This is a genomic window from Nonlabens sp. (genome assembly GCF_039941875.1).
Taxonomy (GTDB): Bacteria; Bacteroidota; Bacteroidia; order Flavobacteriales; family Flavobacteriaceae; genus Nonlabens.
In genome coordinates this window covers 462,238-480,024 of record NZ_JBDVDQ010000003.1, presented here as the reverse complement: position 1 = coordinate 480,024, position 17,787 = coordinate 462,238, and the positions used below count along the sequence as shown (strand labels likewise).

The window sequence follows — 17,787 nt, the reverse complement described above, 5'->3', positions numbered from 1 at the left end:
TGAATAGCACAGCGTATGAAAATTTAAAAGCAAGGTAATAGCTTATCTACACCTTGCTTTTAAAGTTTTTATTAAGTTATTGTGTTATTCAACAACGTCTGCCATGACGCCATCTTTATCAAAGATTTTATCTTTATTACACTTTAAGAAATGATCGCAGTACAGACAGATGTTTTTAAGTTCTTCGTTCTTAATCTTTGCATCTGCTTCAGAGACACCTAGTTTTAATCCCATTTTAAGTGGGTCACCTTCATTAAGCATTTTAAAAACAAAGTTCTTACTTGCTCTATCCAGAACCTCACTCACCTTTTGTTTACGTGCATCACCCATAGGGAAATGCGTACCTGGACAACATGGGTTAATGCGCCATAACTGTATGCTTATCTCGTTAGGAATATCTTCATGACCACCTAAGAAATTTCTTGCACCACTTAAGATGGTACAAAAATTATGTTCAGGATCCTTCATCCATATATCGTGCTTCATCGCCTTACCTCTCGCCCAGTTACCACCTAACCACATTTCTTCACTTGCACCCCAGTAACCCCAGCTTAAAGGATTTTCGGCTAGATAATGACCACCTTCTATAAGCGGATCTTTTTCTGTACCGACTACACCGCAAGTATCAAAAATATCTGCCAGCTCCATTAATCTACCACCAGCTTTTTTATGATATCTATCTATAGATGCGATGTCAAATCTAGAAACACCCTTATCTATAAGGACTTGTAACTTTGCAGGGTTTAGTAAATCACCATTAGTCTGGATCATTACTTGCGTTTTACCTTTATACTTGTCTTGAATTTTATCTAGAATAGCATGCAGTAATTTAATATCGGCTAGAGGCTCACCACCACTTAAGATAATACGCTCTATGTGGTCTGGCATATTATCTATAATCGCCATACAGTCTTCTTGAGATATACGCTTCCCAAATGGACTAGAATCGTTATAACAGTGGTCACAATCATCATTACACAGTTGTGTAAACACCCAGTATAAGGATTGTAAATGGTTAAAATCTTTTTTTATTTCTGTCATTATTTTATCTTTTTACAGACTGCTGCTAGCAATCCATTTTCCTCTTATCGAGGTATTTTACAAGAAAGAAGTGCCACGGTCTTTCTTTATATTAATTATTTAAATCACTTTTACATAAACTGTTTCCAAAAAGCCGCTTCTTGTTGTGCACCGCTATCTGCGTCATCATAGAAATCTTGCTTTGATTCATATCTTTTAAAATGACCTAATTCTATTTTCCCTATGTGATCTCCCATAGTCAGTGCCTCTTTTAAATCATGGGTAATGAATATAGAAGTCAGCTTCATTTTTTTAGAGAGCTTTTTAAATAGTTCTTGCATTTGCACACGAGTCTCTGCATCTAACGCACCAAAGGGCTCGTCTAACAACAGCACTTTGGGCTCAATGATTAATGCTCTTGCAAATGACACACGCTGTCGCTGTCCACCAGAAAGCTGGTGCGGCATCTTCTCTGCATGGTTTTCTAGTCCTATTTCTAGGAGCATATTTTCTACCTTAGTTTTAATCTCACCTGCAGATTGCTTACGTATCTTTAAACCAAATGCTATGTTCTCTGACACATTAAGGTGTGGAAACAGTAAGGGCTCTTGGTATAAATAAACTATGTTTCTTTTATTAGGTGGCGTGTCGTTCATCCGCTTTCGCGAAAGCGAAATAGTACCATCATCTTCTTTTTCTAATCCAGCTAATATTTTTAATAAAGTCGTTTTACCACTACCTGATTTTCCTAGAACACTGAGCACCTCATGTTCTTGCAGTGTGAAACTAACGTTGTGTAAAACGGTCTCACTGCCGAAGCTTTTGGTAATATTATCTATATGTAAAAGTGGTTCCAATGGTCTTAAATTACGGTTTCTGTGGCAAATATGTATCTCTTATTGATCCATATAAGAATCATAGGCGGTAATATTAATAAGCAACTCGCTAGTGCTGCATAAAATATATTAGCCTCATTTACAAAGCTGAAAACGCGCACCGTTAAGGTTTGCACACTTCCTACTCCTATTAAATTAGTAAGTCCAAATTCAAACCAGGACACTAGAAATGTTTGAAAAAAACATAGCAATAATGCATTTTTTGAAATGGGTAATAATACATTTTTAAACGTTTGCCAGTTGCTACTGCCTAATGTTCTAGAAAGCTCTTCTATAGCTTTTGTCTTATGGTTCCAGAAGTTATTGAGTATAATAACTCCAAAGGGATATGCTATAAAAAACTGCGCTAGCAAAACACCACTCACGTTACCTGATATACCAGCGTATATAAAAAAGAAATGTAATGTCGCCGCTAGTATAACTGGCGATAGCACATAAGGAATGTATGCGAGCAACATCAACTTATTGCGGTATTTACTTAATGCGATATGTTTACTAGTTATAAAAGCCAGCGCTGTAGTAACCGTTGCTACCAGAATAGAAATACCTAGAGATAAGAAAAATGTTTGTAACAGTTTACTATCTGACTTTTGTAAAAATTCCCAGTTTTCTAAGGACAGTGATTGCGGTAACAATTCTGGATAGGGCCAGTTGCGTCCTAAACTAAGTACTAGTAAGAATGCGATCGGGAAAAAGATCGATAGAATAAATAATATTTGGAGGGCTTTCTTCATCAGTTTTTTTCTGGATTAAAGAATGCCGGTCTCGTTTTATAAACTACCGCTATCAAGGTTGCTATTAAAAGTATATAAATTACCGCTACTGCATAGGCTTGCGGTATATCGGCTAGATTAAATTTTTGAAGTTTTTGAATTATAAAAACCGATAACATAGATGGATCTTGTCTACCTAATAATAAAGGGATTTCATAAGTTCCCATCACAAATATGACAAACAACATAATCGTAAAAGCACTTTTCTTTAATAAGATAGGTACTATTATTTTAGTTGTGATTTGATTTTTCTTTGCTCCTAGGGTTTGGGCTAGTGCTTTGAGCTCTGGAATGCGCTCATTTTGATATAAATTAGAATATAAAATGATAAAAAACGGTGTGATTAATAAACATAGACTAAATATAATTGCAACGCCATAAGCATCGTTAGTCCAGTCTGGAAACTGGGTCAAGTCATCGATCCATCCTAAATTAAAAATGAGACGGCTTATAAAACCACTTTTAGAAAGCAACTGAAAACTAAAGAATGCCATTACTATAGAGGGAAATGCGAGTGGTAAATAGGTCACATAAGACAGTAGTCCTTTATATAAATTCTTAGTCCAAGAGATCACTATCCATATAGAAAAGAACAGTGATATAATCATGACTACCAACGCTATCATAAGACTGAAACCTAAGGATTTCCAGAACTCTGTAGCTAGTAATGTTTTCTCCCAATACTCTGTTGTAAAACCTTCACTTAAAATACCTGTAAGCCCGAAACTATATAACAACGCATATCCAAACCCTAAAAGAACAGGCACTGCTGCAAATAGGATGAAAATGGTAATGGAGATATATTTTGACTTAAGCTTCACTTTATTTAAATATGGTTTTCTTTAATTATATTTTTACTTTAAATTTTTAACAAGATTAAATAGATTAATAAAGAACCGTTGCTACTTTAACTCATTCTTAAATTGTATTCTTCTATTTAACTATTTATAATTTCTTTTCTAAAATCTTCGGCCAGCCTTATCATGTACTCAGGTGCTAATTCTTGAAGTGCCTTATCTTGAATATCTTTTCTGTTAGGAGCTTGTTTTCTAGAAGGAATGTTTTGAAATTTCTCTTGGAATTCTTGTGATAATCTATCCATTTTTAAAACGGTACCGTCACCCCACACATCTGGATTTTGCTTTTCTAATTGTGCCTCTGGAGAGATCATAAAATTAATCATGACCATGGCTGCAGCTTTGTCCACTGCATCACTTGCAATACCTAAATAATGACTATTCTGTATGGTACCGAATTCAGGAACATAAGCTCTAGAAGAAGCTGCAAAAACACCTTCGTTAATTTTATTATCTACCTCAGCATCGTTATTACTCATGGTAAACAGCAACTCTCCACTAGCAAATAGCTGGTGCATTTGCGCCACATTTTGTGGGAATGCCTCGCCATTTTTCCATAGATAAGGCTGTAATTCTTTAACATAACTCCATAATTGAGCACTGTACTTATTGTACTTTTCTTCATTAAAATCTCCCGCTAGTGCGTCTTTACCACCAGCGATATCGATTAATAACGCTTTTAAAAAGGTAAGTCCTGTAAAGTGATTATCAAAGGTAAATTTACCAGGATTTGCTTTTACAAAATCAAGTAATTCTTTACGTGTTTGAGGTAAATCGGCCACTTTATCACCATTGTAGATAAGTGTCATTTGTACATTTCCCCATGGTGTTTCCATACCATTAATGGGCTCTTGAAAATCTGTTCCTATAAATGGATTGTCTAAATCTATGTATTGCGCATTAGGTAATTGATCTACAAAAGGACCGTATAGACCTTTCACTTGTCTTAACTGGTAGAAAGTCTCTCCATTAATCCACATCATGTCTATGTTACTTTTTTTACCAGCTTGCTTTTCTGTCATGATCAGTTGTACAACTGCATTTCCCTGACCGTTTGATAATTCTACATCTACATTATAACGTTCTTTCATTGCTGGAGCGACATAATTCTTCATGTAAGAATTAATTTTAGGGTCACCGCTCCACATCATCATGTTTACGGTTTTACCATGCGCTTCTTTTTCTATTTCTTCCCAGCTAGCACTAGTCAGATCTATAGAATTTTCTTCCTTTTCCTTACCACCACAAGCGGTTATTAAAACCGCTGTGATTAGGATAAGGTACATATGTACTTTTTTCATAGATTCTTTACCTCTTATATTGAGTATGATAAAAGTTCCGCTTTCGCGAAAGCGGAACTTTTCAAATTTCTAAAACAAATATCTAACACCAAATTGAAACTGTCTAGGTGGACCTGCGTTGCGCTGGACAAAACGACCACTAGAAGCAGGACCTGCCTGAATTTGATTAGATTGTGTTGCGTTGTTACTATAACCACTCAAATTCTCTACGTTAAAAACATTAAAGACATCTGCTCTTAGTTCTAGTTTTTTATCGCCATTGATTTTAAACTGGTGCTGTATTCCTAAGTCAAAGTTAACCGACCATGGAAGGCGGTCACTATTACGAGCCTCTCCTGGAGAACGATCACTGTTACCTTGATATGCATCTCCAAAACCGCTACCGTCACCATTTAAATCTGTCGTCCCATATAGCAAAGCATCTGGAATACGGTTAATAGGCTGTCCACTTTGCAAGATGTTTGCAAGTGTTATAGTTGTTCCTTCTAATGGGTAATAATTAAAAATACTGTTTATGTTATGTCTTCTATCATTAATAGATGGACCATATTCATCACCATAGTTGTTACCATCTTGTGCTCTGAAGTTAATGTCTTCTGTATCGTTCTTTAGACTAGCTAGTGTATAGTTAATACGGTAAGAATAATTATCGTCACCTCTAGATTTTTGAAGATTAAAACTAGCAGCATAATAACGAGATTTACCTCCATTTTCTGTAATAACAACACTTCTAGCGACACCTGTTCTAGTCTGCCCATCTATTACCGCACTATTATTAGCGATAGGAATAGGTCGTGTAGCATCAGCTTCTGCCTGTGTTCTTACAACTACGTTATCAGGATCTACCGTATACTCTGCAGCTGCATTTAAGTTTCTCAATCTTAAAAGATCTTCACCTCTATTATGAATAAGATCTACAAAGAATAATTTATCATCTTCTACTTGTACTTGGTATCCTATAGCAAACTGATGTGAGTATGGATTATCATAACCATTAGGATTAAGAATACGTCTCTCATTTGAGAAAACACCTTCACGTTGATCTTGTAAAGATGCTGCAGTGGGTCCATTAAGGTAAGAAACTCCTGCTACGTTTGCAGTAAGGTTACCGTCAAAGGTTACCCTATCAATGTTAGTGTCTGATGGTAATATACCTAAATCTACAAATTCCTGAATTTGCGCTTGATAATCTTCACTAGTTGTGTTTTGTTGTAAAGCATCACTATATACTGCATATGGTATTTTACCATAAGAAATAGCATATCCACCACGTAGACTACTTTTTTCTGTCAGTTTATAATTCAAATTTAATCGAGGTGCAAAGTTGTTTTTATCACCTTCATCACTACCACCTTTAGACAGGTTATCATAATCATAACGCAAACCTAGTGTCACGTTTAAACGATCTGATACCGACCAAAGATCTTCTGCATAAATAGAATAAATAGACTGATCTGTACCATACTGTGCAGGTCTTAATTCTACACCGTAATTAGTCACTTCTACATCTGACGGCAGGTCGTTTATATTAAGCGCGCCACCTAGATTTCTAGCTCTTAAAGCATCTAATTGTGCTTGCGTTAAATCTACTGTATAATTACCTGATGGATTACCACCACCTAATAACTCATGATCACCACGTATGTAATTTAAACCTGCTTTAAGAGAGTGGTTATCTAAGTAATATTTAAATTTCTGTTGAAATTGCACCGTGTTTTCTAAAGCGTCAAAAATATAACCTGGATTACCTATAATAGCGATAGTCTCATCTGCTGGATTTCTTACCGTTACTTGAGGACTACCAAAGTTATTTGCTTGAGAATAATTCCATCTAAAACGAGAGTACTGGATATTAGATTCTGCAAAGACATCACCTATATTATAACTGTTCTTTAAAGCGATGTTGACAGAGTTTCTTTCTTGCGTATCTCCTGCACTAGGAAATAACGCACCACCATCTAGTCCACCACCCTGACGTTCTATATCTACAAAACCTACGTTTGCTCTCAATGAACTACGGAAACTATCTGACCATTTATGATCAATTTTTGCAGACAGATAATTAAAAGTATTTGTTCCTTCTACAGTTTCTGCAACACCTAATTGTGGAGACGTTAATAAATTATCTTTTACATCTGTAGTGTGTTCTATATTTAAATAATAAAAGGTTTTATCTTTTACTAAAGCTCCACCTACACCTACACCAGCTTGGTATCTAGCAAAACCATCTTTAACCTGATTACCAGATAAATCTCTTTGTGCAAACTGACTTGTACCATCTATACTAGGACCAGGACGTGTGATAAAAAAGGCTTCGCCTGTTAATTCATTGGTACCTGACTTTGTAGTAACATCTATGACACCATTTTCTGTTAGACCTTGCTCTGCACTATAATTATTAGTAAAAACAGTAATGTCATTTACAAAACCAGAAGGAATCGCAAATCGCTGTCCACCTAGAAAACGCTCATTATTATCCATACCATCAATAGTGTATGATGTAAATAATGGATTTGCTCCATTCACACTTACATTAGGTGCCTCTGGAAAGAAACCTGTTGCTTGTGTAACGTTAGGTAAACGAAATAACACTCTAGTTATATCACGACCTTCTACTGGAATCTCTTGAATTTCGGTTGCCTCTAGTTCAAAAGAAACTTCAGCATCACGACGGTTAATACGGTTACTCGATTGTGAATTGATAACTACCGTATCTAAGGTGTTATCATCATTTTTTGAAAGAATACTTAGTACTACAGATGGATTCTCATTAGAACGTATGTTAATAACAGAACTTTGTGCAGACTCATACTGATCGTTACCTTCAAATTTTACTACATAACCATTAATGGTCGGTAAGGATTTAAAAGTTGCTTTTCCTAAAGCATCAGTAGTTTGCTCCATAGAAATATTTCTAGAGCTATTGATTAAGGTTACCTTAATTTCAGATAAACCTTGAAAAGTGGAGAAATCAGTTACGGTAACTGTTAGATCTTGAGAAAATGCGGTAATGCACATTAATAGCATTACCCAAAAGGATAATTGTTTCATTTAATAAAAGTAAAGTGATAAAAATGCACGCAAATTTATTTTCTAAATCACGCGCTTATAGCTACATGTAGAAATTAAAAACAAGGAGATCCCTTATTATAATATACATCAGCATCTTTAATTAAATAAAAGATACTACTATTAGACGCTATACTTTTATCGCTTTCAACTAATAATAAAATGAGCTGAAGTATTATTTCATTTAAAGATAATGAGTAATCTAAAATCGCCTTTAAATCTACCTTTGCATCTAGATCTATCAACTTATCTAGCATTTTATACAGTACTAGACCGTCACTAAAACTATCTGTAAGAGAATGAGTTAATCGAGACGTTTTCCAAGGTAACCTTGAAAATTTAGATTCTTCGTTTTCTTTATGTTCTACCTTTAAAAAAGTAGCTTTATTAATTCCTAGAAGGTAAAAACCTCCATCTTGAGAAGGACCTATTGTAGCAACCCCTTGTTCTAGGTTATCAATAGTCTGTTTAAAATGTGATAATTTTAAATGCGGCGTGTCATTACCTATGGCTATTACATTATCATATCCCTGCTCAAAAACTGCCTGAATAGAATTACTTAACCTAGATCCAAAATCAAATCCCTTTTGTTGCTTTTCTGTGTGTACATAATACGGCAAACCAGTTTTACTAGCTAAAGCAACCGTTTGATCTGTAAGAGTATCAAAAAGCACATCACCGCCTTTAATACCTTTACGACACGCATCTTTCTTACCAGAAGCGGCAAAGACTAGAATAGCAGTATGAGAAGATTTCTTAAAAATCAATTTTTAATTTTAACCGTTACATTTTTATCATCGGTAATAAGCTCGCATTCATAGAATAGAAACTACAGCATTACATACGTAAAACTTCCTTCTTCAGGTTTTACAAAATGACCATTACTCTATGATATTTGCATAATTACAATAAAATTGTCACGAAAGTTTCACTTTTTACTTTTTGATCCATTTTTGCATATATGAATTCTAAAAAATTAGATAAAAAGCAAAATAGATATCCACATAAGTAACATTATTATATACTCCTCTTAATTCTATAACGGACACCAGGTATCATAAAAAAGGCTTCCCTAATGAGAAGCCTTTTTTATAAATTTTTAAAAACCGTATTATTTTTCCACAGTAAAAACACGATATCCATATGGTGGAAAATCAAGAAAGTTACCTTCTTTAAAATTAACAGTACCACCACGTATCGCATCAGTTATTTTACCTGACATACCTTTTACTTTTACTTTTTCCTTCTCTGTAGATAAATTTACAATGTAATAAATAACATCCCCATTTTTCTCTCTCTTAATAGCATAAATACTATTATCATTACTTGTTTCTAATCTGGTATAACTAGCAGGGTTTTTACCTCCATTAAGTGCAGCATTATTGTTTTTCAACTCTCCTAGTTTTTTCATAAGATCCCAAGTCTTCCCTTTAGTTTTAGGAATAGTATCTTTTTCAAAAAACTTTAATCTGTAATCCATACCGTATTCCTGACCAGAATAAATTAATGGCATACCAGGTATCATATAACTAAATGTAAGCATAGTATTACCCTTTGCGCCCATTCTTTCTTTTACCGATCCATTCCATGAATTCTCATCATGATTTGTTAGGAAATTCATTAAAATATCATCCTTCTCATAATTTTTCTCATTACGCTCCATATACTCATCCCACTTTTTAACGTCAAAGTCGCCCTTAGTCAGTTCATTCATTAAATGATGTCCTTCCCAATTATACCCCATATCAAATGCTTCTTTAAACAGATCTTTCTTTTCACTTTCTGCTAGCATGAATAACGGTTTGCGGTCTTCCAATTCTTTAGTCGCATAATTCCAAAATTCAGTAGGCACTTCATGAGCCACATCACATCTAAAACCATCTACATCATATTTTTCTATCCATGAAGCCATAGCCTGCGTCATATAATTCCACAAGTCTCTATTATCGTAATTAAGGTCTGCAGTGTCTGTCCAGTCTGTACCTTCTGGGTGGATCATTTTACCGTTTTTATCCTTTGTAAAAAAGTCTGGATATTCCTTAATCCATCGATTATCCCATCCTGTATGATTTGCAACCCAGTCCAGAATCACATACATACCATTATCATGTGCTGTTTTAATAAGGTTCTTTAAATCTTCTGGCGTTCCTAAATCTGGATTAACTTCTTCATAGTCAGCTACCGCATAGTAACTACCTAGATATTTCTCTCTTTCTTTAGGGTCTTTAATGTCCTCTACCATTAAGTTCCCATTTGCTTTTCTATTCTTTTCTGAAATAGGAAAAACAGGCATTAACCAGATCACTTTAACTCCTAGCTCCTTAAGTTCTGGAATATCTTTAGTAAACTCATTAAAAGTACCTTCAGGAGAATACTGTCTTATGTTTGCCTCATATATAACGGCATTTTCAAGATCTTCATCCTGGATAGGAGAGTATTCTTTAACCTCAACATTTTCAACAGCTGTTTCTTCTTTCACCTCTTCCTTGCAGGCTAATAACGCTGTGATGGCAAGTAATCCTAAAATATATTTTTTCATTAAGCTAGTAATTTATTAATAGTTGGTTTTCCTAATTTTATGGTCAGGTATCAAATGTAGGAGTTCTATAACTTATTTTAAATTTTATTTTTGATCATTTTTCATTTGTATAATCACAAAATTGCCTGGTAGTATCTGAATATTCTTATCCGTTACAATGGCATTTATTGCGGTTCCGCTTTCGCGAAAGCGTGCATTATTTAAACCCACATTAAGAATCGTAGAATTCTCGTTAAAAATCACCTTTGTACTCTCATTAAAATAATTACGCTCTATACCCAACAAGCCATTTTCTTCCATGATTACCTGTGTGGTTCCATAAATTAGAGACATAGAATTGCGACGTAGATAAACTAATTCTTGAACTAATTTACGTAATTTTTGTTCTCTACTAGAAAGGCCATTAAACTTCATCATCCTGCGATTATCAGGGTCATTTGCTCCTATAGAACCATACTCATCACCATAATATATGACCGGCACACCAGGCATGGTCATATTAAAAGCTTGTAACATACCTAGTCTATCAAATGCGGTAGAATCACTCATGACTATCTCACGAGTCCAGCCAGCTTTCTTTGCGTCTTCATCAAATTTCACATCACCACTTGCATAGCTTATGAATCTTGCACGATCTTGGTTTCCTGAGATATTACCCATTAAATGATGGTGACCATAATATTCTAGACCTTTTTTAAGGGTTTCGGTGAGGTTTGCGTAGCTTCCATCCGCTTTCGCGAAAGCGGAAACAGCAGCATCATACTGATTAAAATCAAACTGCGCATCTAACATTCCTGTACTCACATAGCTTCTTATCAAGTCATAAGAACCGTATGTTTCTCCTATCTGGTAAATAGGTCTGTCTGTATTATTGCGTACTTTTTGAGTCAGTGTTCTCCAGTATTCTTCTGGCACATGCTTCGTCGCATCGTGACGGAAACCGTCTAGTTTATACTCGGTAACCCAGTACAAAGCGCTATCGGTCATTTTTTCTACTACTTCTGGCTGTGAAAAATCAAGTGTAGGTAGAAAGGTATCAAACCAAGTCGTTAATCTGTGGTCGTCCCATCGCTCTGTGTTTAAACTACCATCTTCTAGATACAAGTCTGTAGCCCATTCTGGATGTTCTTTATATAAAGGATGCTCTTCATGAACATGGTTTGCCACATAATCTAAAATCACATTCATATCGCGATTATGAGCCTCTTCAATAATTTCTTTTAAAATCATCTCATTACCAAATCTGTAATCTACTTGAGTATTAGAAATGGGCCAGTAACCGTGATAACCGCTAAATTTAGTTTTAGGCTCTGGCCACAAGCCATAAGCACCTTCTGGATTTTGAGTAATAGGCGACAACCATACGGTATTGATTCCCAATTCTTCAAAATAGCCGTCTTTTATCTTTGCCAAAACACCTGCTAGATCGCCACCCATATAATTTGCTTTTGGTAAAATTTCTGGATCGTTCACAAGTTTTGTATTTGATTTATCTCCATCAAGAAAACGATCTACCATCATAAAATACAACACCTGATTATGAAAATCATTTCTAGCAAGTTGCGCTGGGTCTTTTACTACCTGACCATTTTGTACCGGAATCAATAAATCGTTAGTACGACCATTTTCATCACTAGCTAAAACTCTAACCAGTTGTGTTTTAGAAATACGCTTTGAGAAGTCTTTTTCTGGTAGGTTTACTGTATACGTATTATCATTTTTACTTTTTATCGCTTCTACGAGTTGGTTTTCATAGAGAACAACTACGTTTTCTAAACTTCCTGATGTCTTAAAAGTAAATCCTTTGTCAAGGATTTTATCGTAGGATAGCTTTGTATTTGTTGACAAAGAATTATCAATATAACGATTAAAGCCTTCTTGATTATTACTCATGACCTTTTCATCATTTACAGTCAATTTTTCTTCGACACCATCCAAAACAAAAATATATTGATGTTTCCCAGCTGGAAGTGCAACCGTATGTATCCAGACATCATTGTTTTCTTCTAAGTCTATAGTTGCCCAATTTGTAAAGCTTCCTTTAACTTGAACTTTCTTAGGTTTATTCTTAGTCCTATTAATGTATGGCAATGAAAACTGACCTTGTGGAGTTTTATAAACCGGAATATCGTTCCTAATTCCATCGATCCATAATGTGATATTAGTGACAAAGGGAGCATTATCATTCAGTCCAAAATAATAGGAGTCGTCTAGTTTCCCAGGGATTTTAATGTCATTATTACTACCTAAATCCTTTTTATAACATCCTTTTCCTAAAGTTATACTATCAATAGATGTAACATCTGAAACGTAATCGGAAAGTGAAAATTTATTACTCCCTACATTTTTGTAAACAGGCGTTGTCATTACCTCAATAGCACTAGCTCTAGTATCTAGGGTAGTTTTTTCTTTATGATGATTATCGCAACTTATAATAAGAATTGCGATGAGTAGGATTAGTAGTTTTTTCATTTCACTTTATTTAATATTTATTGCTTTGCTAGCCCCATTGCCTGCGGCATTTCCCCAAAGGAGAAAGTTTTCATGGAATCCCTTTGCTCGCGATTATTATCTTATTTAAATCCTAAAGGCTTGGCGGTAATTTATCAATATGTTTTCACTCATGCGCAAACACCCTTTGTCCTGCGGACATTTCCCTCGAGGGAAAATCTTTTTTTCTAGTTACAGAAATCAGGTTATGCCATACATAAACTACCGTCTTTCCTTGAGGAAAGATAAGAGTTAGGTGTTTACGGTCTTTATTTCTCATACTTCACTCATGCGCAAACACCCTTTGTCCTGCGAACATTTCCCTTGAGGGAAAAACTTTAAATTAATGACTCCATAAAACTTACCTCACAGGTTTTGAAAACTTGTGAGGTAAAATGTTGAATCAACTAACAAAATTTTAATCGCGTACTAACTTCATAGCCTAGGCATTTACCATTTGAGGCTGTAAAGTAATGTGCTCGCCATTAAGTATAATATCTTGAGCAAGTTTACCTTCTAGAGTTACTTGTGCACCTGTTTTCGTTACCTGCACGTCAAGAATCTGATTTCTAAAGTTGATTTTAAAACTGAAACCATCCCATTGTTCAGGAAGTTTGGTCGTGAAACTAGGCTTATCATCAATGATTTGAAGACCACCAAAACCTTCTACAATACTCATCCAAGTTCCAGCCATACTAGTAATATGGCAACCTTCTTCTACTTCTTTATTATAGTCGTCTAGATCTAGTCGTGATGTTCTCAAATAGAACTCATATGCCTGATCCATACGGTCTAACTTTGCTGCTTGTATACTGTGAACACATGGAGAAAGAGAGCTTTCATGAACCGTTAACGGCTCATAAAAGTCAAAATGCTTTTCTAATTGTTCCTTGGTAAAATGATCTTCAAAGAAATAAAAACCTTGTAATACGTCTGCTTGTTTAATGTAGCAACTTCTTAAAATACGATCCCAAGACCATTTCTGATTGATAGGTCTATGGGTTGATGAAAGGTCGTTTACTGGAATAATTTCTTTATCTAAAAATCCATCTTGTTGTAAATAAACGCCCAGTTCTTCATCAAACGGCTCATACATATTATTTGCTACGTCTAGCCATGCAGTGATCTCACAATCTGTAAGTTTAGTTTTTGCAATAATTCTATCGTAATCTGACTTATAACCGTCTTTTACTTTATTGATATTATCCACAGCATAGTTGATACACCATTTTGCTAGGTAGTTCGTATACCAATTATTATTTACGTTATTCTCATACTCGTTAGGACCGGTTACACCTAGGATCATGTATTTATTTGCGCGCTGTGAAAAGGTCGCACGTTGATGCCAGAATTTGGCGATAGCGATCATCACTTCAAGTCCCATTTCGGGAACGTAGATATAATCTCCTGTAAATCTAACGTAGTTATAGATAGCAAAAACCATCGCACCGTTGCGGTGTATCTCTTCAAAGGTTATTTCCCACTCGTTATGAGATTCTTCTCCATTCATGGTAACCATAGGATATAGAGCAGCTCCAGAAGAAAATCCTAGTTTCCCAGCATTTTCAACGGCCTTGTCTAGCTGCTCATATCTATATCTTAATAAATTACGTGCTACCTGTTGATCTTTGGTAGCCATGTAGAATGGAATACAATAAGCCTCTGTATCCCAATAGGTAGAACCTCCATATTTCTCTCCTGTAAATCCTTTAGGACCTATGTTAAGACGAGAGTCCTTACCTGAGTATGTTTGATTCAACTGGAAGATATTAAAACGTATCCCTTGCTGTGCTTTGAGATCACCGTCTATAGTAATATCTGCCATGGCCCAAATTTGCGCCCATGAATCTGCCTGCAATTTAAGCAAACTTTCATAACCTAGCTCTGTTGCTTTCTGTAAAACTGATTTTGCAGCAGGAAAAAGTTCAAAATGCTCATGATTAAGGCTGGAAGTATAACCGGCATATTTTCTAAGAGTTACGCTTTCGCCTTGAGCGATATCACAAGCTGCTTTATGACGTATAACAGTATCGTTTTTATCAAAATGCTCTGCATACTGGACATGCTCTCCGTTCTTAATCAACTCTGACTGCATGTAGGTACCTACATAGAAATTAGTCTTATTAGTACGACTTAACACGAGAGCCTGATGGTCTTCTGAAACTAATTCTTCTACTTCCCAGAACGCGTCGTCCCAGTTGGTATCTTCATTAGTTATTCCTGCATCTATATAAGGCTGGAAAGAGATTCTTATATCTCCTTTTACAGCAGTTACTTGATAGTTAATAACGGCTAGCTCATCTATTTCTAGACTCATGAACCTTCTTGCAACTACATTTATCGCTTTATCTTGAGACAGGTGTGCTGTAAAGGAACGCTCGTACCATCCTTCTTTCATGTTTAACTCGCGACGGTAATCTGTCACTTCTTGAACTGTTGCAAGGTCCAATTCTTCTCCATCTATAAAAACATCGATCCCTATAAAATTAGGAGCGTTAAGTACTTTTGCAAAATATTCTGGATAGCCATTTTTCCACCATCCAACTCTGGTTTTATCTGGATAATAAACTCCTGCTACATAACTACCTTGAAAAGTAGCACCTGTATATTTTTCTTCAAAATTTGCTCGTTGCCCCATAGCACCGTTACCGATGGAAAAAAGGCTTTCACTAGATTCTACTTGAGACGGCTTCCATCCTTCTTCAATTATAGACCACGCGTTTGGTATGATATATTCTTGATTCATTTTTTCTTACTTAGTAATGTGTTGATATAATCTTGTGGCATGTCGGTAAAGTGTGCAAAGACTTCGTCTGCCTCGTTCAATATGGATGGTTCTCCTAATCCTATGGATATCATTCTTGCCGTATTTGCAGCCTGTACTCCTGCAACACTGTCTTCAAAAACGATACTGTCTTGTGCGGCATAGCCTAATTGATCGCAGGCGCTTAAAAAGACTTCTGGATCTGGTTTTGCCTTAGTCACATTAGTTCCATCTACTATTACCTCAAATAGGTCATAGATACCTAGTTTCTTTAAAATAGGTCGGGCATTTTTACTCGCACTACCTAAAGCTATAGGCTGTTCCTGTTTCTTTAATTCTAAAAGAAAATCATGTACACCAGGCATTATGTCAGATGTATCTAAGGTTTTTATTAGGTCTAGATATTCCGTGTTTTTCTGATCCATTTTGGCTTGAAAAACATCTGGAGAGATTTCTTTGTTTCCCCATTCTAGAATTTTCTTTAAGGAGTTTACTCTAGAAACCCCTTTGAGCTGTTCGTTTTCTTCTTCTGTAAAATTGATATCTAGAGATGCCGCAAGACGCTGCCATGCGATAAAGTGAAACTTTGCAGTGTCTACAATTACACCATCTAGGTCAAATATGAATGCTTTTTTAATCATCTGATTCTTGAATTTGGTAAGTGATAGCGTTTTTATCGGTTATTAAGAAATTACTTATACCTGCTAGAACTAGTGCTATACCAGCAACTGTCATGGCATGAATGGCGCCATTACCTAATAAACTAGAGGTCCAGTTAACACCGCCTAAAGCGGCTATAATTTGAGGAATTACAATAAACATATTAAAGATACCCATCATTAAACCCATCTGTTTAGGATTAACACTACTAGACAACATCGCATAGGGCATGGATAAAATACTACCCCAAGCGATACCTATTAATGTGAATGATAAAATTAACATGGCAGGATCTGTAATATAATTCATCATTAAAAACCCTACTCCACCAGCGATAAGACAAGTCATGTGAACATATTTTCTATTAATTCTTCGACGCGAAGTATATAGAGTAAGTAGTAATGCAAATACCATAGAAGAAAGCCCATAAATCCCCATATAACCACCCACGCTATTTGCCGCTTTTTGGTATGCGGTATTTTGTGTATCAAATGCAGCCGACTGTACGGCGTCTGTCATATCAAATGCGCTAGCGATAGGCGCAGGTGCTTCAAAAACAGACTCTGTTAACGCTGGTGTTGCTAGACTCCACATAGTAAAAAAGGCAAACCAAGAGAAAAACTGTACCACACCTAGTTTAATCATGGTAGGCGGTATGAGCGAATAAGATTTTGAAATACTTTCCATCATCCCTGCGTCATCATTTTCTATCTCCCCATTATACTTTTCCATCTCTTGTGGTGAGTATTCTTTTGTTTTAAACACTGTCCATAAGATTGTGATTAGAAAAACAAAAGCTCCTATTGCAAATGCAACTTTAACAGATGGCGGTATGACTCCAGGAGCAGCTTCGTCAGAAACACCTAACATAGATACTAATGCAGGTAGTGAACTAGCGATAAATGTACCGATACCTATTATAAGAGTTTGCATTACAAAACCGTAAGAACGCTGTGAATCTGGTAACTTATCTGCTACCAGAGCTCTAAACGGTTCCATAGAAATATTAATAGACGCATCGAGTATCCATAAAAAACCTGCTGCCATCCATAAAGCAGATGAGTATGGCACAAAAAATAAAGCAATAGAACTAAGAATGGCACCTACTAGAAAATAAGGTCTTCTTCGACCAAATCTTGATGACCAAGTTTTATCACTTAAAAAACCTATAATAGGTTGTACTAGCAGACCAGTTAATGGTGCGGCTATCCACAGTAGTGGGATTTCATCCTTTACAGCTCCTAGAGTTTGAAAAATACGGGACATGAATCCGCCTTGTAGGGCGAAACCAAACTGAATACCGAGAAATCCGAAACTCATGTTCCAGATATCCCAGAAACCTAACTTAGGTTTTTGCATATCGTTATCTTTTATTTAATGACGACAAGCCTTATGACTTATCAAAACTTATTGTGTGT

At 35.7% G+C, this 17,787-nt stretch carries 12 protein-coding genes; all 12 read right to left on the bottom strand.

All coding sequences use genetic code 11. The features are described 5' to 3' along the window. Positions 1-84: 84 nt before the first annotated feature. Positions 85-1,041 (bottom strand): radical SAM protein, encoded by a 957-nt coding sequence (locus ABJF08_RS02515; RefSeq protein ID WP_348114470.1) that lies wholly within the window; start codon positions 1,039-1,041, stop codon positions 85-87. Between the two features lie 110 nt (positions 1,042-1,151). Further along, the gene (locus tag ABJF08_RS02510; RefSeq protein ID WP_348114469.1) at positions 1,152-1,877 is read right to left on the bottom strand and encodes an ABC transporter ATP-binding protein; all 726 of its coding nucleotides are present in this window, start codon (positions 1,875-1,877) and stop codon (positions 1,152-1,154) included. A gap of 5 nt (positions 1,878-1,882) precedes the next feature. Continuing rightward, a complete protein-coding gene (locus tag ABJF08_RS02505) occupies positions 1,883-2,650 on the bottom strand; it encodes an ABC transporter permease subunit (RefSeq protein ID WP_348114468.1) in 768 nt (255 codons plus the stop codon). Next, positions 2,650-3,510 (bottom strand): ABC transporter permease subunit, encoded by an 861-nt coding sequence (locus tag ABJF08_RS02500; protein ID WP_348114467.1) that lies wholly within the window; start codon positions 3,508-3,510, stop codon positions 2,650-2,652. The genes ABJF08_RS02505 and ABJF08_RS02500 overlap by 1 nt, the downstream gene beginning before the upstream one ends. A 116-nt stretch (positions 3,511-3,626) precedes the next feature. Continuing rightward, positions 3,627-4,847 (bottom strand): ABC transporter substrate-binding protein, encoded by a 1,221-nt coding sequence (locus ABJF08_RS02495; RefSeq protein WP_348114466.1) that lies wholly within the window; start codon positions 4,845-4,847, stop codon positions 3,627-3,629. Positions 4,848-4,916: 69 nt separating this feature from the next. After that, a complete protein-coding gene (locus ABJF08_RS02490) occupies positions 4,917-7,898 on the bottom strand; it encodes a TonB-dependent receptor (protein ID WP_348114465.1) in 2,982 nt (993 codons plus the stop codon). A 74-nt stretch (positions 7,899-7,972) separates the two neighbouring features. Continuing rightward, positions 7,973-8,683 carry a DUF2064 domain-containing protein gene (locus ABJF08_RS02485; protein ID WP_348114464.1) on the bottom strand — a complete coding sequence of 237 codons (711 nt, stop codon included), beginning with the start codon at positions 8,681-8,683 and terminating at the stop codon, positions 7,973-7,975. 344 nt (positions 8,684-9,027) lie between these two features. After that, on the bottom strand, positions 9,028-10,455 hold the full coding sequence (locus ABJF08_RS02480; RefSeq protein ID WP_348114463.1) for an alpha-amylase family glycosyl hydrolase: 1,428 nt from the start codon (positions 10,453-10,455) through the stop codon (positions 9,028-9,030). A gap of 84 nt (positions 10,456-10,539) precedes the next feature. Beyond that, on the bottom strand, positions 10,540-12,927 hold the full coding sequence (locus tag ABJF08_RS02475; protein WP_348114462.1) for an alpha-amylase family glycosyl hydrolase: 2,388 nt from the start codon (positions 12,925-12,927) through the stop codon (positions 10,540-10,542). A 460-nt stretch (positions 12,928-13,387) separates the two neighbouring features. Next, positions 13,388-15,691 (bottom strand): glycoside hydrolase family 65 protein, encoded by a 2,304-nt coding sequence (locus ABJF08_RS02470; RefSeq protein WP_348114461.1) that lies wholly within the window; start codon positions 15,689-15,691, stop codon positions 13,388-13,390. Further along, positions 15,688-16,350: a beta-phosphoglucomutase gene (pgmB, locus tag ABJF08_RS02465; protein WP_348114460.1), complete on the bottom strand. Its 663-nt coding sequence runs from the start codon at positions 16,348-16,350 to the stop codon at positions 15,688-15,690. The genes ABJF08_RS02470 and pgmB overlap by 4 nt, the downstream gene beginning before the upstream one ends. After that, a complete protein-coding gene (locus ABJF08_RS02460) occupies positions 16,343-17,728 on the bottom strand; it encodes an MFS transporter (protein WP_348114459.1) in 1,386 nt (461 codons plus the stop codon). The genes pgmB and ABJF08_RS02460 overlap by 8 nt, the downstream gene beginning before the upstream one ends. Positions 17,729-17,787: the final 59 nt, after the last annotated feature.